Origin of the sequence: Peptoniphilus sp. oral taxon 386 str. F0131 (genome assembly GCF_000090945.1) — a bacterium.
Taxonomy (GTDB): domain Bacteria; phylum Bacillota; class Clostridia; order Tissierellales; family Peptoniphilaceae; genus Anaerosphaera; species Anaerosphaera mikwangii.
This window is the reverse complement of sequence record NZ_GL349422.1, coordinates 74943-96003: the sequence shown is the minus strand read 5'-3', so window position 1 is coordinate 96003 and position 21061 is coordinate 74943. Positions and strand designations below refer to the sequence as shown.

The window sequence follows — 21061 nt, the reverse complement described above, 5'->3', positions numbered from 1 at the left end:
ACTTGCGAGGAAAATAAACTCTCGCAAGTTTTTGTTTTATATAAATTTAATTAAACATAAAATTTACAAATTGTAATAATTATGTATTTTTAATGATACATAATTAAACATAAGATAAAAAATGTGATATAATTATTAAATAAATAGAGTTTTGGAGGACGAAATGGCATTTATAGAAGTTAGGAATTTATATAAGAGATATACTATGGGTGAAACTGTAATTTTAGCAAATAATGACATCAGTTTTGAAATTGAAAAAGGTGAATTTGCATTAATTTTAGGTCCATCGGGAGCCGGAAAGTCCACTTTGTTAAATATTTTAGGCGGAATGGATACTCCGTCGGAGGGAAGTATTAAGGTTGATAATAAAGAAATTTCCAATATGAATAAGAGAGAGTTGACAACATATAGACGATATGATATGGGATTTGTTTTTCAATTTTATAATTTAATTCCAAATTTAACTGCTCTTGAAAATGTTGAACTTGCAAATCAAATTGTAAAAAACGCAAGAAATTCTAAAGAAGTTTTAGAATCAGTAGGACTCGGAGATAGAATAAATAATTTTCCATCACAGCTTTCAGGCGGAGAACAACAAAGAGTAGCTATTGCAAGAGCAATATCAAAAAATCCAAAGATTTTATTATGTGATGAACCTACCGGAGCGCTTGATTATAGAACCGGTAAACAAGTTTTGAAAATTTTACAAAATTTAAGTAGAGATATGGGAACAACTGTTGTCGTTATAACTCACAACAAAGCAATAGCTCCTATTGCAAATAGAGTTATAGAAATATCGGATGCAAAAGTGAGAAGCATAAGTTTAAACGACAGTCCGTGTAGTATTGATGAAATAGAGTGGTAGGTGGATGTTGTGAATCTTTTGAATAAAGACACTCTCAGAGAAATCGTGAGGACTTTTTCAAGATATCTTTCTATAATAATTATAGTTGCACTTGGAGTGTTTGTATTTGTGGGTCTTATTGTAACAGGCTCCATAATGAGATACACAATAGATAAAGTGGTTGATAGGCAAAATATAGAAGATATTTTGATAAAATCTCCTCTTGGATTTGAAGATGAGGATATAAAAATTATTGAATCACAAGATGATATATCAGAACTTGAATATGGATATGATACAGATCTTTCGGTAAAGGGAAAAAATTTACTGATTAATGTTTCAAGTATGCCATATAAAATTGACATGCCTATAATTGTTAAAGGAAGAGCTGTAAATGGAAATAGAGAGATTATTTTAAATGAAAAATTGGAGGAAAAAGGTATTTCAATAGGAGATACCATTCATTTTCAGCGTGAAATTAATAAATTCAGTATGGAAGATGATAAAAAACCGTATTTGAAAGATTATGATTATGTTGTAACAGGTTTTTTTAAAAGCGCAAATTATGCTTCAAATCAAGATTCGAAAGGACAGTCAAACAGAGGTCTTGGAGATATAAAGGGACTTGCATATATCAATTCTGATGAATTTGATATTGATGTAACTACTGCAAAAATAAAATTTAAGGACACTGTAGGACTTTTAACAAGTTCAAATAAGTATAAAAAAGCAGTTGAAAGCCATAGAAATTCTTTGGAGATAGATTTTAAATACAGACCGGATAATAGGCTTGAAGATTTAAAGTCTGACATATCTGATGAAATTTTTAAGGGAGAAGATAAAATAGCCGATGCTAAAGAAAAATTATCTGATGCCAAGACTAAGCTTGAGGATGGAAGAAAAAAATTAGAAGAAGGAAAGAGCGAATATAAAAAAGGCAGAGCAGAATTTGATTCCGAGACATCTAAAGCTAAGGATAAACTTGATGATGCAAAGAATAAGCTTTATAAATCCGAGCAGGATATAAAAAAAGGTGAAACGGAACTTGCAGAAGGATATGACAAGCTTGTAGAAGGAAAGAATGAACTTGATGACGCAAAACGTGAGATAGCTGACGGAGAGGAAAAATATATAAGCGGAAAAGCTGAATATGATGAGGGACTTGGTAAGCTTAAAGCAAGTGAAACTCAGCTGATTGAAGGAGAACAACAGCTCATTGAAGGAAGAAAAAAACTTGATGATGGTTGGAAAAAAATAGAAGAGTCAAAATTAAAGATTGAAGAAGGAAAGAAAGAGTTATCTGAAAATGAAAAAAAATTAATTTATGCGGAAAAGGAACTTAATGACGGAATTAAAAAGTTAGCAGATTCCGTTGGATTAAATACTACCGATTTATCACAAATCAGAGAAAAGATATATTCTTTAGATGCAGCTCTTGGGCAGGCTAAACAGGTAATAGACGGATATAATCAAGTCATTGCTGGAATAAGTACTGCGCAGGAAAATATTACAACTTTGAATGCACAGAAGGTTCAGATAGAAGAGGGAATTGCGCAAATTGTTCTTGCATTAGAAGATCCTTCGCTGACAGAAGAACAAAAGGCGGAGTTAAATGCAAAAAAAGCCGTACTTGAGCAAAATTTAGCACAAGTTATTGCTGGTATAGAAACGGCTACTCAAATGTTGACATCATTAGAAGGTAAGAAGGTCGAGCTTGAAGCGGCTATAAGTAAAATAAATGCTCAATTACCTGCAGGAACAGATATATTAAAAGATTATGATACTCTTAAAGCTCAAATCGGACTTGCAAAAGCGGGAATTTTAAAGATAGAAGAAAGTAAGGGAAAGCTTGAAACAGCTAAGATTAAGCTCGAGGCAGGTAAAGAGAAATTAGCTGAGGGAGAAAAACAACTTTTTTCAGGAATTGAACAGGCTAATAAAGGAGAACAGGAATATTTTGAAAATAAAAATAAGCTTGAAGACGGAAAGAGAAAATATATAGAAGGTAAGCAAAAACTTGATGATGCTAAGGTAAAACTTGATGATGCCAAAATAAAGCTTGAAGATGGCAAAAAAGAGTATGAAGACGGTAAGAAAAAATATGATGAAAATTACGCTAAGTATATAGAGGGGAAATCTGATCTTGAAAATGGAAGAGAAAGATTTAAAGACGGTAAGAAAGATTACGAAGAAGGATTAAAGAATTATAATGATGAGGTAAAGAAGGGACAAGATAAATTTAATAATGCAAAATCTAAGTTATATAAATCTGAAGTGGATTTAAAAAAAGGTGAGCGTGAGTTTATAGATAAATCAAAAGAGGCAGATGAAAAAATATTTGACGGAGAGAAAAAAATATCAGATGCGAAGAGGATTTTGAAAATTTTAAAAAGACCGAGCTATTCTATAACTCCAAGAACTTCAAACTTTGATTTAAATATGTATCTTGATTTTTCACGAAGAGTAGATAAATTATCATGTATATTTCCTGTATTTTTCTTTCTGATTTCAATGCTTGTATCATTTAATACGATGACGAGAATGGTAGAGGATAACAGAACCATAATCGGAACATATAAAGCACTTGGCTACACAGAAAGAGAGATATCTAAAAAATTTTTCAACTACGGAGCATCAGCTTCAATACTTGGCGGAAGTATAGGAGCGGGACTTGGCAGTTATATACTTCCTATGATTATTGGAGGTGCTTATTATGCAGGTAGTGTTTTTGAAAATGAGATAATTTATAAAATATATCCTTTCAGAATTTTGTTATCTATTATAACGGGACTTTTGTTTACAGCAGTTGCAGCGAAAATTTCTGTAAATGCAAGCCTTAGAGAAAATACGGCAAGTCTTTTAAGAGTTAAGCCGCCTAAAAACGGAAATAGAATTTTGTTTGAAAGATTAACTTTTATTTGGTCAAAACTTGATTTTCTACAAAAAGTAACGGCGCGAAATTTATTCAGATATAAAAAGAGAATGGTAATGACCATAATTGGAATTATGGGTTGTACTGCACTTCTTGTACTTGGTTTTGGAATAAAAGGCTCTGTAAGAGGAATTGCAAATATTCAATTTGATGAGGTTTTAAAATATAATCTTTCAGTGATTTATGATAGAGATATAGATGAAAATTCGTATGATGAATATAGAAGATTTGTAGATAAAAATAACATAGAAAGCGGACAGTTTTATCAGGAGAATTTAAAAATTGAATATAAGGGAACAAATCAGGCAGTGTTACTTACAGTTCCAAGCTCCGATAAAGTGTATGATAAGTATTTTTCCATTAGAGATAGAGTGACTAAAGAGCCAATTGAATTATCTGATAACGGAGTAGTAGTAAGTGAAAAATTTGCAAAAATATTTAATCTTAAAATAGGAGATATTTTAAAATTAAATGATGATGAAGATAGAGAATATAAGATGATGGTTTCGGGAATATGTGAGATGTATACCGGACATTATATCTTTATGAATATTGAATATTATGAAAAAATATTTGGAAGAGAATATGCGCCTAACTCAGATCTGATGAATTTAAAGATGAATAATGATGAGATTGATAAGTTAAGCTCTGAATTTTCAAGTTATAAATCTGTAATATCGGTTATGGATTTAAGCGTAGTTAAAAATTTGATGGACAGATTTATGTATTCAATATCTAAAGTTGAGGTTGTAATTACAGTTGCATCAAGTCTGCTTGCCATGGTGGTTTTATATAATCTTACAAATATTAACATAGAAGAGAGATTAAGAGAAATTTCAACAATAAAGGTACTTGGATTTTATGCAAGAGAAACTACTCAATATATATATAGAGAAACATGGATACTTACAGTTATCGGCATAGTAATAGGTCTTTTTGTAGGAAAAGCTCTTCACTATGGAGTATTGCAAGTAGTACCGCCGGATCAAGCTATGTTATCACCCAAGTTATTAGTATCGAGCTATATAATAGCATCTATGATTACTGTAATAGTAAGTATATTGATTATGGTGATTTTCCATGAAAAATTGAAAAATATTGATATGATAGAATCTTTAAAATCTAATGAATAAGCTCTTTATATAGAGCTTATTTTATTATTATTGAGTATAAAACTATGTTATAATTATGCATAAACAAAAATATAAGGAGGTAGGATGTTTGGAAAGACATATCTTTAATGTTGTTCAAAGAATGAAAGACAAAGTTGTTTTTTCTATGCCGGGCCATAAATCAAAAGATATTTTTGACTTTGATTATAAAAATGATATAACAGAAACTGTTGGTACTGATAATTTACTTAATCCAAACGGATGTATATTAAAATCACAACAGGAAATTGCTGAAATTTACGGTGTCAAGAGAACCTATTATGTTGAGAACGGTTCTACGGGAGCTCTTAATATTGCTATTTCAGCTGTTACTAATCCTAATGACCATGTTCTCATACAGAGAAATTGTCATAAGTCCGTATATAATTCTCTTGTAATAAACGATTTAGTTCCAAGTTATGTATATGCAAATTATAATAATAAATATAATTTAATTACGGGGATTGATCCTGAAGATATTAGAAGGCAGTTAGAGAAAGACCCGATGATAAAAGCAGTTGTATTAGTTAGTCCGAATTATTTTGGAGTGTGTTTGAAATTAAAAGAGATTGCAGATATAGTACATAAGTTTAATGCTTATCTGATAGTTGATGAGGCTCACGGCTCTCATATGGCATTTTCGGAAAAATTAAGAGAGTATTCGGCAATAAATTGCGGAGCCGATATAATTGTTCATTCAACCCATAAAACAATTCCAAGTCTAACACAAACGGCACTGCTTCATGTAAATAATGATGAAATTTCCCACAGAAAAATAATTAATAGAATGAATTTGGTATCAAGTACTTCACCTTCATACTTACTGATGCAATCTTCTGAATTTGCGGTTAGTTATATGCAAGAACATGGAGCGAAAAGACTTGCTGAAAATAGTGAATTTATTAAAAAAATGAAAGAGAATTTAAAGGGACAGGTTAAATTTTTTGACGGAGATAAGAATGATGATACAATAGCTTGTGTTGATGACAGTAAGATACTAATGAGAATAGATGGATATACAGGTTTTGACGTTGTTAAAAAATTATTTATGAGTTATAATATTAGATTAGAGATGGGTGATTTATATTATGTTCTTGCACTGAGCAGCGTAGTCGATGAAAAAGATGATTTTAAGATACTTGAGAGTGCGTTAAAAAATTTATACAAGAATATTGATGAAATTTGCGAAGTGAAAAGTATAAACATAATAAAGCCCGGATTGATTACAACTCCAAGAAAAGCATATTACAGTGCGAGTGAAGAAGTAGATATAAAAGATGCAATAGGAAGAGTCAGCGCATCTATTATAGCGGCATATCCGCCGGGAATTCCGGTAGTCTCTTATGGAGAGTTGATTACTGAAAAAATAGTTGAAGAAATACTAAACTATGAAAATGTCGGTATAGAAGTTGTTGGAATTGCTGACAATAAGGTTGAGGTTATATTATGAGAGGAATTTTTGTGACATTTGAAGGACCTGATGGTTGCGGAAAAAGTACAATAGCAAATTTAGTATATGAAAAATTAAAAGCTGAATATGATGTTGTAAAGACAAGAGAACCGGGTGGTACAAAAATATCTGAAAAAATAAGAAATATAATATTAGACAATGAAAATATTGAAATGACATCAAGGACAGAAGCACTTTTATATGCAGCTTCTCGTGCGCAGCATGTTGAAGAAAAAATACTTCCGGCGTTAAAAAACGGAAGCATAGTTTTATGTGAGAGGTTTGTACTTTCATCTATTGCATATCAAGGCTTTGGAAGAGGACTTGGTAGAGAAAGTATAGAAAATATAAATAAGTTTGCCACAGGAGAAGTTGAACCTGATGTGGTATTCTTATTTGATACCGGAAATATAAGTTCTGAGAATAGAAAGCTTGAATTTGGAGGAGACAGAATTGAAATTTGCGGCAATGAATTTCACAGTAGGGTTAAAGAGGCTTATAGAGAACTTGCAAAAGAGAAAAAATATTGTGTTATTGATGCTACAAGAGGCATAGAGGAAGTTTTAAATGATTGTTTAGATATTCTATATAAAAAATTGGAGGGATGATTTATGAAACTTGTAATAGCGATAGTACAGGATGTAGATGCGGATCATCTTATAGAGGAACTTACTAAAAACAACTTTAGAGTTACTAAAATGAGTACAACAGGCGGATTTTTAAAAAGCGGTAACACCACACTTTTAATAGGTGTAGATGATAGTGAAGTTGAAGCACTTTTAAAATTAATAACCAACAATTGTAAGACAAGAGAAGTTACAAAGATAATTCAAACAATAAATATACCGGGCCAAGCTATGATTCCTGTTCCTATACAAGTAAGAGTAGGCGGAGCGACAGCATTTGTATTAAATGTGGAAGAATTTAAGAGATATTAGGTGATACTATGAAAATGATTATTGCGATAGTTCAAGATAAATTTATAAATGATTTAATGGATAGATTTTTAGATGATGGAATTTATGTAACAAAAGTTTCTTCAACTGGAGGTTTTTTTAAAAGTGGAAATACTACTTTATTGCTTGGAGCAGAAGAATCTGAAATTCCTCATATAGACAGTATATTTAGAGAAGTTACAAAAACCGAAGAACTTCATAATGAGTATGGAGATTTCAAAATAAGCGGAGCTACGATTTTTATAGTTAATGTAGAAGAAAGCTTGAGAATATAATGCTGATAGATTTTGTTGGAAATTCAAAGGTATTGCAGGAACTTGAGCAGAATATTATAAATAGAGATATTTCACATGCATATTTATTTTTCGGTAGTGAAGGTGTAGGTAAATACACTGCAGCCAAAGCTTTTGCAAAAAGAATATTATGTGGAGAGGACACGATAAGCTGTAAAAAAATATTCGATTTCAGTCATCCTGATTTGAGAATTATTAGAAGCGAGGATACTATAAATAAAGAGGATATTGAAAGGCTTATTTTAGATGCGGCAAAAATGCCGTATGAATCAGAAAACAAAGTATTTATAGTTGATGGATTTGATGAGTTTACAATAGGGGCACAAAATGCTCTATTGAAGACACTGGAAGAACCTCAATACTATTTAAAGATAATACTCATAGCAAAAAACATTAATAAGATATTACCAACTATAATATCGAGAACAAGGATTATTAAATTTAAAGATGTTTCAAATGAAGAGATAGAAAAATTTTTAATAAATAAAGAGGGGATAGACGAAAAAAATGCTCATCTTTTCTCAAGAATATCCGTTGGCTCTGTAAAGAGGGCAATCAGGTATTCAAATGATCCAAAATTTTTGGCACTTAGAGATAAGAGTATAGAAACACTGGATAGAATTATAAATTTAAAAGCATTTCCATTTAGAGAATATAGTTTTTTCAAAGAAAATGAAAAAGAGATTAAAGAGATATTTAATATTTTTATAATCTTTTTAAGAGATGTAGCGCTTTTAAAACAAGGTATTGATGTCGAATATGTCATAAATATTGATAAACTTATATTTTTGAATAAACAGACAATATCATCTTCCGATGCAATCAGCATGGTTGATGAAATTATAAATACGTCAAGACTTTTAAGCAGCAATACGAATTTTGAATTGACTATTGAAAAGATGCTTATAAAAATAGGAGGAATTTGATGATAGATGTTGTAGGGGTCAGGTTTAAAAAAACCGGAAAAATTTATTACTTTGATCCCAATTCAACCGGAGCCGAAATATCAGACTATGTAATAGTTGAAACTATTAGAGGTTTGGAGTATGGCAAAGTAGTTGTATCTAAACAGATTGATGAGAGTGAGATATTTTCTGAACTTAAACCTGTAATTAGAATTGCAACTATTGAAGATGAAAGTAAGAATATTGACAATAGAAATAAAGCCAAAGAGGCACTTATAATCTGTGAGCAGCAATGCCAAAAACATAATCTCGATATGCACCTTACAGGATGTGAATACACATTTGACAATTCAAAGTTGTTATTTTATTTTACAGCCGATGGAAGAATTGATTTCAGAGATTTGGTTAAGGACTTAGCTTCTGTATTTAGAACGAGGATAGAACTTAGACAAATTGGAGTAAGAGATGAAGCAAAAACTGTTGGAGGACTTGGATGTTGCGGAAGAGCATGTTGTTGTTCCGCATTTTTATCAGAATTTACACCGGTGTCTATAAAAATGGCAAAAGATCAAAATCTTTCGTTAAATCCTACGAAAATATCGGGAGTATGCGGAAGACTTATGTGTTGTCTTAAATATGAACAAGACGGATATGAGTGTATTTTAAAGAAAATTCCAAGAGTGGGAGAAATTGTTGAAACTGATAGAGGAAAAGGCACAGTTGTTTCATCCTATACTATTCAGGAATTGGTGAAGGTAATATTTACTGATGGAGATAGTTCTGAATATGCTCTTTACGGAATGGATGATGTTAAAAGAACAAAAAAATTTAATAAAGATTTTGAGACTTATTCGTCAAATCTATATGAAGAAGAGGCTAAACCTGAAGAATTAAAAGAACTTGAAAGGGAGTGATGGTGAAAGGTGGGATATCTCACTTTTCACTTTTTTTATGAAAATAGATAATATAGTAATAAAAATTTATTCTAAGTTTAAGAATCTTTTACTGAATAAATTTGGTAATACCGAAAAAGCAAATATATTTATAAAACTTATGATAGCGGGAATTTTAAGTTCACAGTTGTATTATTATATAGCAGATCACGGTTTTTCTAATATACTGACATTTTGTTTACTGACTGTAGGATTTTATATAGTTATATCTGTTTTGGTTCCTATTATAAAAATTGCAGTTACTATATTTAAGAGAATGGGCACGAAAAACATAATACTATTTAGCTTATTATATGCAGTTTTATATTTTGTTATAGATGAATTAAGTTATGATGCATTTTTAGATGATTGGCATGTATATACGTTTCCGTTAATAATTGCGGCAATACTCTTTGTTTTATTTAAATCATTTATAGCAGTAGTTTTAAACAAAAAAAAGCTTCCGATTTTATTGCTTGTACCGTCAATTGCGCTTATAGGATTTTCGGTATTTACATTGTTGTTTTTTAATAAATCTTCAACTGATTCGGCTATGAAAATAGCAGAAACGGGAACAAAAAAACTTGATGGAAATATAAATTATTCCGCAGCATCATATGAATACGGTCAGGATCTTAAAGATACAGTATCACTTATGAAATATGTAAATTATAGCGGAACAACTAAAAAGATAAGGGACAAATATTTTGGTAGAAGTCTTGGAGCAGTTCCTATTAAGGGAAAGGTTTGGTATCCGGAAAATAAGGAAAATTCTCCGGTGCTTTTTATAACTCATGGAAATCATAGATTTACAGAGCAAAATTATTTAGGGTATGATTATCTTGGAAAGTATCTTGCAAGAAGAGGTATTATAGTAGTATCAGTTGATATGAATATGCTAAACGGATTTTTAAAATATGGAGTTGGCAAAGAAAATGATGCAAGAGCAATATTATTGCTTGAAAATATTAAATATGTATTAAAGGAAAATAAGGATTCAAAATCAGAGTATTATAATTTGATTGATGAAAGTCAAGTTGCAATAGCAGGACATTCGCGTGGTGGAGAAGCGGTTGTGGCGGCACAAAATTTTAATGTTCTTGAGTATAATCCGGATAACGGAGATAAACTTGACTATAATTTTAATATAAAGGCTGTTGCGTCAATAGCACCGACTGAAGGGCAGTACAATCCGTCGAATAAGGCTCTTGCAATGAAAGATGTAAATTTTTTTACAATTCATGGAAGTCACGACAAAGATGTGGAAGGCTTTGACGGTATGGTGTTATACAATAATGTAAAATTTTCAGAAGGTTCAAATAATTTTAAATCTGCGGTATATGTAGGATATGCAAATCATGGGCAATTTAATGAAAAATGGGGAAGCGCCGATGCAGATCCTCCATATAGTTTATTTGTAAATACGCCTGCATTGATTTCGGAAGAAAGCCAGCAGGAAATAATCTGTGAATATATGTATTCATTTTTAGCAAATAGTTTTGGTTTTATAAACGATAGAGGTTTATTTAAGAATCCGTATAAATATGCGATGCCAAAAACATTTTATTATTCAAGGTATTCAGACGATACTTTTGAAAGCATATGTGATTTTGAAGAAGATTATGACCTTACAACTTTTAAATACGGAACTTCAAAATTTAACGGTTTCAACTCGATGTATGAATCTGATAAAAAAATAGGAAACAGCAGTTCCGATACATGTTTAAATTTGAGGTATAGCGGTTCAGGGGACTACGAACTCTTATTTGACACAGCACCAAAAGTTAAAAAGTACCTTCAAGTTGATATTGCAAATGAAGAAAAACTTGAACTTTATAATAAGGTGAATTTTAAAATTAGATTAACGGATAAATACGGCAATGAGTCTGAAGTAAATATTTCAGACTATATCACGTTATATCCTAAGGTGAAGGTTGAAAAGTCAAAGCTTCAGTTTATTTCAAATGAATACGATTATAACGGATCTTATCAGACATTAAGAATTCCAATTTCTGATTTTAAGACGAAATCCAAAATAAATTTAAATGAGATTAGATATTTGAATTTTATATTTAAAGGAGAAAGTGGAAAAATAAGCATAGATAATATCGGCTTTTCTGATTAAAAAATTTATCATAGTTTAAAGTGATGTTCTTAGGGTATGAATAAATCAGATAGGAGAAGATGGTTATGAGAACATTGCTTATAAATCAATTTGACTTTCAAACAGATGATACGGAGCATAAAGTATTTTTTATGATAGGAAATATGGATACTGTTAGAGAATTATTGCTTGATAATTTTAACAGTTTGGAGTCAAAATATTACGGAAAGGGAATGCTGAAATATAATGGGCTTAGGCTATATATAACGATAAAAGAAATTCCTGAAGTTATAAAGATGTTAGTCGGCTTAGGTGTGAATATATATGGCATATATGAGTTGTATGAGCCGAAGTAGGGGTTAAGGCATAAATAGATAAGTATATGTAAATAAATGTAAATGTGGTGTAAATTTTAATAATAAATAAAAAACAAGATTTTTGTATTTTGAAATCTTGTTTTTTTATTTTTAATTGTAAAATTAATTTAAAAATAATATTGTTTGAAAAGTAATAACTTTAATATTTGTATTGAGATAAATTTGTATGATGGTTATAATATAAAGTAAGAAGATAAGAAGAGGTGTGGTTAAATTAATGAAAGTTTCTGTTATCCTTGCAGCAGGTGAGGGGACAAGAATGAAGTCTAAATTGCCCAAGGTACTACACAAAATTTTGGGGGTTCCAATGCTTGGATATGTAATAAACAGTGCAAAAGAATCAAATGTAGAAAAAATAAGTGTAATAGTTGGGCATGGGAAAGAGAAAATAAGAGAGTGTTTTGATGAAAGAGATATAGTATTTAGAACTCAGCCGGTGGGAGATGAATTTCCGTATGGAACGGGATATGCAGTGATGCAGGCTCTTGATGATTTTGATGATGAAGATACTGTATTGATTTTAAACGGAGATACTCCTTTAATAAAGTCTGAAACCTTGGATGGATTGTTACAATATCATGAGCAAGGTAATTTTTCGTGTACAATTTTAACGGCAGAACTTGAAAATCCGTTTGGATATGGACGAATTGTAAGAGATGATGCTGCTAAAATTTATAAAATTGTAGAGCAAAAAGATGCGAGTGAAAAAGAAAAACTGATTCGTGAAATAAATTCGGGAATATTTGCATTTAATGGTGGAGATTTAAAAGAGGCAATAAAAACTTTAGACACAAATAATTCTCAAGGAGAGTTATATCTTACGGATGTAGTATCTGCAATATTTAATTCTCACAAGAGAATAGGCGGATATAAGTTAAAAGATAATTGTGAAATACTTGGAGTAAATTCAAGAGACGGACTTGCCGTATGTACAGATATAATGAAGAAGAGAATAAATAAACAGTATATGCTTGATGGCGTTACAATGATAGATTCAAATTCAGTAATAATAGAACCTACTGTCAATATCGGAAGAGATACTGTAATTTATCCGGGAGCTGTACTTCAAGGAAATACCACTATAGGAGAAAATTGTACCATATATGGAAATACGAGAATAGTTGATTCGGTAATATCTGACAATGTAGTTATAGATAATGCTTTAATAGAAAGTTCGAGTGTAGGAGAGAATACTACAGTTGGACCGTTTGCACATTTAAGACCTAATGCAAATATTGGTTCAAATGCAAGAATCGGAAATTTTGTAGAGGTTAAAAATTCAAAATTCGGCAATGGTTCAAAGGCAGGACATCTTGCATATATAGGAGATGCGGATGTGGGTGAAAAGGTAAATATAGGCTGTGGAGTAGTATTTGTAAACTATGACGGAAAGAATAAACATAGAACTATAGTAGGAGACAATGGATTTATAGGTTCAAATGCAAATTTAGTCGCACCTGTAATTGTTGAAGATTATGGATATGTTGCAGCAGGTTCGACTATAACAAAAAAAGTATGTGAAGGTCAGCTTGCAGTTGAACGTGCAAAGCAGACTAACATAGATGGTTGGGTAGATAAAAAAGGATTAAAGTAAAAATCAGGAGGAACAAAATGAATTCATGCGGTGGAGAGATTATAGTATTTACAGGTAATTCTAATCATAGTCTTGTAGATAGAATATGTGATGAATTAGGTATTAAAAAAGGTAAGTGTGAAGTAAAAACTTTTTCTGATGGGGAAATTGCTATCGATATAGCTGAAACAGTAAGAGGTAAGGATGTGTATGTAATACAGTCAACTTCCAATCCTGTAAATAATAACCTGATGGAAATATTAATTTTAATCGATGCACTTAAGAGAGCATCAGCGGGTAGAATTAATGCGGTTATTCCATATTATGGATATGCAAGACAAGACAGAAAGACAAAAGCAAGAGAACCTATTACATCAAAACTTGTTGCCGATTTGGTTACTGTTGCAGGTGCTGACAGAGTAGTTGCAATGGATCTTCACGCAGGTCAAATTCAAGGATACTTTAATATTCCGGTTGACCATTTAACAGCAGTTCCATATCTTGCAAGATACTTTAAAGATATTGTAAAGAAAGAAGATTTTGTTGTAGTATCTCCTGATCTTGGTGGAGTTACAAGAACAAGAAAATTTGCAAATGAATTAAATTTGCCGATAGCAATTATTGAGAAGAGAAGACCGAAACCGAATGTATCTGAGGTAATGAATATAATAGGAGATATAAAAGGAAAGAATTGTATCTTAGTTGATGATATTGTGGATACTGCAGGAACTATATGTCAAGCTGCGGAAGCATTAAAAAAGAAGGGAGCTAAGAAAGTATATGGTTGTGCCACTCATGGCGTACTTTCAGGCCCGGCTATTGAAAGATTAAGCGGCAGCGTGATGGAAAAGTTCATAATAACAGATACTATTGAGCTTAAAGAAGAGCAAAAAGTGGAAAAACTTGAAGTGGTAAGTGTTGCTCCTTTATTTGCAAGTGCAATTAAAAGAATTAACTCAAACACTTCAATAAGTGAAATGTTTGATAACAGGTGATAAATTGTATATAGTAGCAGGTCTTGGAAATCCCGGTAGACAATATGAAAACACAAGACATAATATGGGATTTTTAGCAATAGATGAGCTTGCAAGGAAGCTGAATGTCAATGTAAACAGAATTAAGTTTAAGGGACTTGTAGGAGAGACAAATATAGCAGGCGAAAAAGTATATTTAGTAAAACCGCAGACATACATGAATAACAGCGGTCAGTGTATTTACGAAATATGTAATTTTTACAAGGTAAATCCTAAAAATTTAATAGTAATTGTAGATGATATAGACATAGAATTTTCAAGCTTGAAGATAAAGAAAAAAGGTTCTGCAGGGACGCATAACGGACTTAAGTCAATAATATATATGCTCCAAAGTGATGAATTTCCGAGAATTAAAATCGGAGTTGGGAAACAAGGTCAAAATGAGGATTTAGCAGATTTTGTTTTGAGCGGTTTTTCCAAATCAGAACAAACGGAGATGAATAACACAATAGAAAATGCTGCACAAAGTGTTATTGAAATTATTGAAAATGGCATTGAATCTGCCATGAATAAATATAATAAAAAGATGTCAAAATAAAAAATCGGGGAGAATATCTTCCCGATTTTAAAATTAAAGCGAGGTGATAGAGTGAACTTTTTGATAGACAGTGTAAAGAATATGAGCGGATTTAAGGATATACTGTCATCTATAAAAAACGATATAACTCCAATCGGAGTTTATGGAATAACGGATGGACAAATAGGACATATGGCATTTTCAATACTGAGTGAAATAAAAAAGCCGATTCTTATAATAGCTCCTGATAATTTAAAAGCAAGAAAAATATACGAAGATTTATTAAATCTTGGAATAAAAGACTGTGATTTATATCCTAAAAGAGAAATATTTTTATATGATAGAGATTCAAAGAGCCTTGATAACATAAAAATTAGAATAAGGGCAATGCAAAATCTTGCAATGAATAGAAATAGAGTCTTAGTGGCAACAACAGAAGCGCTTAGAGATAAAATTGCAGATAGAGAAGTATTTAAGAAATATATTCTAAATATAACATGTTCAGATGAGCTTGATATAAAACTGCTTGAAAAAAATTTAATCACCATGGGATATGAAAGACGTTCACAAGTTGAAGGAGTAGGACAATTTGCAATAAGAGGCGCAATAATAGATATATATACTCCGATCAGTCCATATAGAATAGAACTGTTTGATGTTGAAGTTGATTCAATACGTTCTTTTGATATAGCAACTCAAAGATCAATAGAAAATTTGACTGATGTAGAAATTGGACCTGTAAGTGATTTTTTACTACTTGATGAATATAGACAAACTATATTAAAAAATCTCAATGCAGAATTAAAAAAATCAAAACTTTCCGGAAATTATAGGGAAAGACTTAATGAAAAATTTTCTAAATATATAAATAGTCTTACGGAAAATTTGACAATAGCAAACATGGATTTGATAATGCCATTTGTTGAAGAAGAAAAATTAAATTCAATAATTGATTACTATAATGAACAACCGATAATTTTAATCGATGAACCGAACAGGTGTATAGATAGAGCAAGAGTACTTGAAGTAGAGCAAAAAGATAATTTGAGTGAACAGATTAACTTTGGAGAAGCGCTGAAGGCTCATGAAAAAGTTCAATTTGATTTGAATAAGACAATTTTAAAAATTAAGGAATTAAGCATAATAACATTAAATACACTAACAGTTGAATCAAAGGAATTCAGTCCAAGAGTAATTGTAAATTTTAGAATGAAGTCTATAACAAATTACAGAGGTAAAATGAAACTGTTTGTAGACGATTTAAAAGATTATACTTATAGAGGATATAAAGTTGTAATATTGGCAGGAAATGACAATAAGGCAAAAAGACTTTGCAATACTTTAATTGACTTCGGACTTACTGTAAGATACGAAGAACATTTTGAGGCACAGATAAAAAGTTCGGAAATAATAGTAACAACAGGTACGCTTCATGACGGGTTTGAAATATCGGATATAAAATTTGTAATTATAAACTACTCTGAAATTTATGGATTAAAAGAAGTAAAAAGAAAGCCTAAGAAAAAAAATAAAGTTATAAATTTTGAAGATTTAAATATTGGAGATTATGTAGTACATGAGGTACATGGAATAGGAAAATACATTGGAACAAAAAGACTTGAGGTTCAAAATGTAAAGAAAGACTATATAGTAATTGAATATAAGGGTGAAGATAAGTTATTTTTACCGATTGAAAGTCTAAACCTGATTTATAAATATGTCGGTTCGGAAGGTAAAGCACCTAAGGTAAATAAATTAAACAGTTTGGAATGGAGCAAGACAAAATCTAAAGCAAAGAAAAGCGTTGAGGATATGGCGGAAGATTTAATAAAGCTATATGCAAAGCGACAAGAAGTAAAGGGATTTGCCTTTAGTGAGGATACTCAGTGGCAAAGAGAATTTGAAGATGCTTTTGAATATGAAGAAACACAAGGACAACTTGAATCTTCCGAAGAGATAAAAAATGATATGCAAAGTGACAAGCCTATGGACAGACTTTTATGTGCGGATGTAGGGTATGGAAAGACGGAAGTCGCGATAAGAGCTGCTTTTAAAGCTATAATGGACGGCAAGCAGGTGGCATTTTTAGTTCCGACTACAATTCTTGCACAACAACATTACAACACAATGATAGAAAGATTTAAAGACTTCCCTGTAAAAATTGCATTGCTTTGTAGATTTAGAAGTAAGATGCAACAGAAGAAAGATCTGGAAGATTTAAAAAAAGGGTTTGTAGATATAATAATAGGGACACATAGAATACTCTCAAAGGATGTTGTATTTAAAGATTTAGGACTTCTTGTGATAGATGAAGAACAGCGTTTTGGAGTAAGGCATAAAGAAAAGCTTAAGATATTAAAAGAAAATGTTGACACTCTTACACTAACAGCAACGCCTATTCCGCGAACGCTACAGATGTCTATGGTGGGAATAAGGGATATGTCAGTTATAGAGGAACCGCCGGAAGAGAGATTTCCGGTTCAAACCTATGTGCTTGAATACAATGACATGATGATCAGAGAGGCAATTTTAAAAGAAATCGAAAGAGGAGGACAGGTTTATTTTGTATATAATAAGGTTGCCAATATAGAAAATAAATTAATTGAACTTAGAAATCTTGTACCGGAGGCGAAATTCAATATTGCACATGGTCAAATGAGCGAGCAGTTGCTTGAAGATACAATGATTTCCTTTATAAATCACGAATTTGACGTGTTGTTGTGTTCGACTATAATTGAAACCGGAATGGATATTCAAAATGCAAATACTATAATAGTTTCAGATGCAAATAGATTGGGTCTTTCACAGCTTTATCAGTTAAGAGGAAGGATAGGACGCTCAAATAAGATAGCATATGCATATTTCACATATGGCAGAGATATTTCACTCTCGGAGATTGCACAAAAAAGACTTAAATCAATAAAAGAATTTACAGAATTCGGTTCAGGCTATAAAATAGCACTTAGAGATTTGGAGATAAGAGGTTCGGGAAGTATACTCGGTTCAAGACAGCACGGACATATAGATTCAATAGGATATGACCTTTATATAAAGTATCTTAGAGATACTCTTTCAAAGATGAAAGGGGAAGAAGTAAAAGAAGAAGATGATACAACAATAGATGTAAAGGTTGATTCATACATTCCTGCAAGTTATATAGAAGATGAAAATAACAGAATAGAAATTTATAAAAAAATTGCTACTATTGAATCGGATGATGATTATTCAGATTTAGTGGATGAGCTAATAGACAGATTTTCCGATATACCATATCAGGTTTCAAATTTAATGGATATTTCACTTATAAGATATATGGCAAGAGAAGTCGGAGTAAAATCCATAACACAAAAGAAGGATGAATATGAATTTAAACTCTCATATCTTCCAAATTTAGAACTTATAAACGAATTGTCGGACAGTTTTAAAAAGATTAGCTTTAATCTCGGATCAGAGCCGGGCTTTACAGTGAACAACTTGAAATATCCGCTTGATGAGCTAAAAAGGGCCATAGAAATTATAAAATTACACAAAAAACTCACACCAAATACAGAAAATTAGTGTATAATAGAAAAAGATTATTAAAAATTAAGAAAGGATGAATATTTTGATATTGAAATTTTTAAAAAACAAACAACTAAATAAAAAAATAGTTGCAGTATCTTTAGGAGCATTAATGTTTGTTACAGCATGCGGTAAAAAAGGACCTGAAGGAGTAGTGGCAACAGTAAATGGAACAGATTTAACTGAAAAAGATTATGTAATGCAATATGCTGCACAAAGAAATCAATATGTTCTTACAGCAGGTTCAGAAGACGTATTATCACAACCGTCAGCAGATAATCCTAAAAAGACAGTTGACCAAGCTATAAAAGAAAACACTTTAAAAAATATGATTCAAATGGAATTAGTTAAGCAAGATGCAGCTAAATCCAACATAGCAGTTGATCAATCAAAGGTAGATGAAGAAATTAAAGCTATAATCACTCAAATGGGCGGAGAAGAAATTTATAAACAAAAGCTTGAAGCTTTAGGTTCAACTCCTGAATTTTACAAATCATATTTAACAGAACTTCAACTTATGAAGAGTTACTATGAAACAAAAATAAAAGAATTTGAACCGACAGATGAAGAAATTCAAAAATACTACGATAAGAATAAAGATAATTTCTTTAAGGCAAAAGCATCTCATATTTTAGTTGAGACAGTGGAAGAAGCAAATAAGTTGAAAAAAGAACTTAATAAGGGAGCGGATTTTGCTGAGATGGCAAAAGAAAATTCTAAAGATCCGGGTTCAGCGGCAAATGGAGGCTCACTTGGAGAATTTAAGAATGGAGATATGGTAGCTGAATTTAATGATGTAGTTAAAATTTTAAAAGTAGGAGAAATTTCAGATCCGGTTAAGAGCAAATTCGGATATCATATCGTAAAAGTTGACGAAAAATCAGCGAGAACATTAGATGAAGTAAAAGAAGAATTAAAACAACAACTTACTCAAGCTAAGTTTACAGATTATATTGAAAAAATGCAAAAAGATGCAAAAATATCTGAATATTTAGATGCGACTAAGGAAATACAAATTCCTGAGGAATATCAATTAAAGAATGTTCCGGGAAAAGATGCGGAACAAAAAACAGAAGGCAATGCAGCTAAAGAAGGAAATAAGAAAGACGAAGCTGCAGATGCTGAAAAGAAAAATGAAAGTAAGAACTAAAAATTAAAGTAAAAGGTGAGCTGTAGCTCACCTTTTTGTGTAGCAACGGTTCCAAAAGGATTAACCTCATAGGGACAGAGAAAATAAAAGAAACTTGGAAAGGAGGTAATTCTCATGTCAAATACGAAAAGAACAGGACAAGCCATCATTGATGAAGAAACATGGAATAACGCCCAAAGGCTAAGAAAAACAGTAAGAAGAAGTCCAAAGTACGGAACAACCTCACACTCCTTTACAGGACTTTTAATTTGTTCCGATTGTGGAAGAAAGCTAAGTTATCGAGAGCCGGCAGAACATAAAGAAAAGAAATACGATAGTGATTACTCTTTTGTATGTCAACATTACAGACACAGAAAAGGCACTTGCAGTATGCACTATATCAAAGTAAAAACAGTCAATGAAATTCTCCTAAAATCCATCAAAGAAATAACAGACTTTGCCAAAGAAGATAAGCAAGAATTTCTAAACATGATGAACAAGTTATCCGACTAAAAAAGAGAAGAAAAGTATCAAGGAGATAAAGAAAAGTTAGAAAAACTGTCATCAAGAAATGAAGAACTAACAACCCTTATTACAAAGCTATATGAAGACCATGCACTTGGGAAAATTCCCGTAAAACACTTTGATAGATTATTCAATACCTATGATACGGAGCAACAAGATTTAGAAAAACAAATACAGTATTTTGAACAGGAAATTGAAAGCTATCATCAGAGAAAAGTTGATACCGACAAATTCCTAAAAATGATAAAGAAATATACCGATATTGGGGAACTGACAGTACCAATGATGAATGAGTATATAGAAAAAGTTGTAGTCCGTGAAGCAAAAGGAGGAAGACAAGGCAAAGACCGAAAACAACAGGTTGATGTATATTTTAATTTTATAGGCAACTGTCAAGTGCCGCAAAAAGCCGATATAGAAAAAATGGCTTAAAAATGGTATAATAATACCAATTATTAAGAGAAAAATGACGAATTAAGGAGGTAGAAATGAACAAAATTACTTGTATTTGTTTAGGTGTTAAAGATATGGAAAGGTCAATCAAATTTAATAATAAGAGAAGGACTTAAAATAAAGAAAGATGATCTGCTTGTAATTAGAGGTCCGGTAGAAACCTATGAGTTTATTAACTTAATTGCAGAAACTGCATTTGAAGCAGGAGCAAAAGATGTTTTTGTAAATTATTCTGACCAAAATTTAGCTAAAATAAGATACAATAATGCAAGTATTGAAACTTTAAGCGATATTCCACAATATTTATTGATGAACAAAATGGATA

At 31.4% G+C, this 21061-nt stretch carries 16 protein-coding genes and 1 pseudogene; all 17 read left to right on the top strand.

All coding sequences use genetic code 11. The annotated features are described in order from the left end of the window. Positions 1–163 precede the first annotated feature (163 nt). On the top strand, positions 164–865 hold the full coding sequence (locus HMPREF0629_RS00530) for an ABC transporter ATP-binding protein (RefSeq protein WP_009221420.1): 702 nt from the start codon (positions 164–166) through the stop codon (positions 863–865). A 9-nt stretch (positions 866–874) separates the two neighbouring features. Further along, positions 875–4909, top strand: coding sequence for an ABC transporter permease (locus HMPREF0629_RS00525; protein WP_039856346.1), 4035 nt, complete (start codon positions 875–877; stop codon positions 4907–4909). An 88-nt stretch (positions 4910–4997) separates the two neighbouring features. Beyond that, a complete protein-coding gene (locus HMPREF0629_RS00520; RefSeq protein WP_039856343.1) occupies positions 4998–6377 on the top strand; it encodes an aminotransferase class I/II-fold pyridoxal phosphate-dependent enzyme in 1380 nt (459 codons plus the stop codon). Then, on the top strand, positions 6374–6985 hold the full coding sequence (gene tmk / locus HMPREF0629_RS00515; RefSeq protein ID WP_009221417.1) for a dTMP kinase: 612 nt from the start codon (positions 6374–6376) through the stop codon (positions 6983–6985). The genes HMPREF0629_RS00520 and tmk overlap by 4 nt, the downstream gene beginning before the upstream one ends. Before the next feature lie 3 nt (positions 6986–6988). Beyond that, positions 6989–7315: a cyclic-di-AMP receptor gene (locus tag HMPREF0629_RS00510; RefSeq protein WP_009221416.1), complete on the top strand. Its 327-nt coding sequence runs from the start codon at positions 6989–6991 to the stop codon at positions 7313–7315. A gap of 8 nt (positions 7316–7323) precedes the next feature. After that, complete coding sequence (locus HMPREF0629_RS00505) at positions 7324–7608, top strand: cyclic-di-AMP receptor (protein WP_009221415.1); 285 nt, start codon at positions 7324–7326, stop codon at positions 7606–7608. Further along, on the top strand, positions 7608–8552 hold the full coding sequence (locus HMPREF0629_RS00500) for an ATP-binding protein (RefSeq protein ID WP_009221414.1): 945 nt from the start codon (positions 7608–7610) through the stop codon (positions 8550–8552). Before HMPREF0629_RS00505 ends, HMPREF0629_RS00500 begins: the two co-directional genes overlap by 1 nt. Then, the gene (locus HMPREF0629_RS00495; RefSeq protein WP_009221413.1) at positions 8552–9445 is read left to right on the top strand and encodes a stage 0 sporulation family protein; all 894 of its coding nucleotides are present in this window, start codon (positions 8552–8554) and stop codon (positions 9443–9445) included. The genes HMPREF0629_RS00500 and HMPREF0629_RS00495 overlap by 1 nt, the downstream gene beginning before the upstream one ends. Positions 9446–9482: 37 nt before the next feature. Then, a complete protein-coding gene (locus tag HMPREF0629_RS00490) occupies positions 9483–11588 on the top strand; it encodes a hypothetical protein (protein WP_039856339.1) in 2106 nt (701 codons plus the stop codon). Between the two features lie 65 nt (positions 11589–11653). Beyond that, positions 11654–11923, top strand: coding sequence for a hypothetical protein (locus HMPREF0629_RS00485; protein WP_235043767.1), 270 nt, complete (start codon positions 11654–11656; stop codon positions 11921–11923). A 238-nt stretch (positions 11924–12161) separates the two neighbouring features. After that, on the top strand, positions 12162–13538 hold the full coding sequence (gene glmU, locus HMPREF0629_RS00480; RefSeq protein WP_036730166.1) for a bifunctional UDP-N-acetylglucosamine diphosphorylase/glucosamine-1-phosphate N-acetyltransferase GlmU: 1377 nt from the start codon (positions 12162–12164) through the stop codon (positions 13536–13538). A 17-nt stretch (positions 13539–13555) separates the two neighbouring features. After that, positions 13556–14512, top strand: a complete 957-nt coding sequence (locus HMPREF0629_RS00475) for a ribose-phosphate pyrophosphokinase (RefSeq protein WP_009221409.1) — start codon at positions 13556–13558, stop codon at positions 14510–14512. 4 nt (positions 14513–14516) lie between these two features. Next, a complete protein-coding gene (pth, locus tag HMPREF0629_RS00470) occupies positions 14517–15089 on the top strand; it encodes an aminoacyl-tRNA hydrolase (RefSeq protein WP_009221408.1) in 573 nt (190 codons plus the stop codon). Between the two features lie 51 nt (positions 15090–15140). Next, positions 15141–18626: a transcription-repair coupling factor gene (gene mfd / locus HMPREF0629_RS00465; protein ID WP_009221407.1), complete on the top strand. Its 3486-nt coding sequence runs from the start codon at positions 15141–15143 to the stop codon at positions 18624–18626. Between the two features lie 37 nt (positions 18627–18663). Then, positions 18664–19779 carry a peptidylprolyl isomerase gene (locus HMPREF0629_RS00460; protein ID WP_081689749.1) on the top strand — a complete coding sequence of 372 codons (1116 nt, stop codon included), beginning with the start codon at positions 18664–18666 and terminating at the stop codon, positions 19777–19779. 75 nt (positions 19780–19854) lie between these two features. After that, positions 19855–20715, top strand: a pseudogene (locus HMPREF0629_RS07755) (DUF4368 domain-containing protein); the annotation flags it as partial. A gap of 84 nt (positions 20716–20799) precedes the next feature. Beyond that, on the top strand, positions 20800–21061 hold a 262-nt coding region (locus HMPREF0629_RS00445), incomplete at its 3' end, for an aminopeptidase (RefSeq protein WP_039856333.1).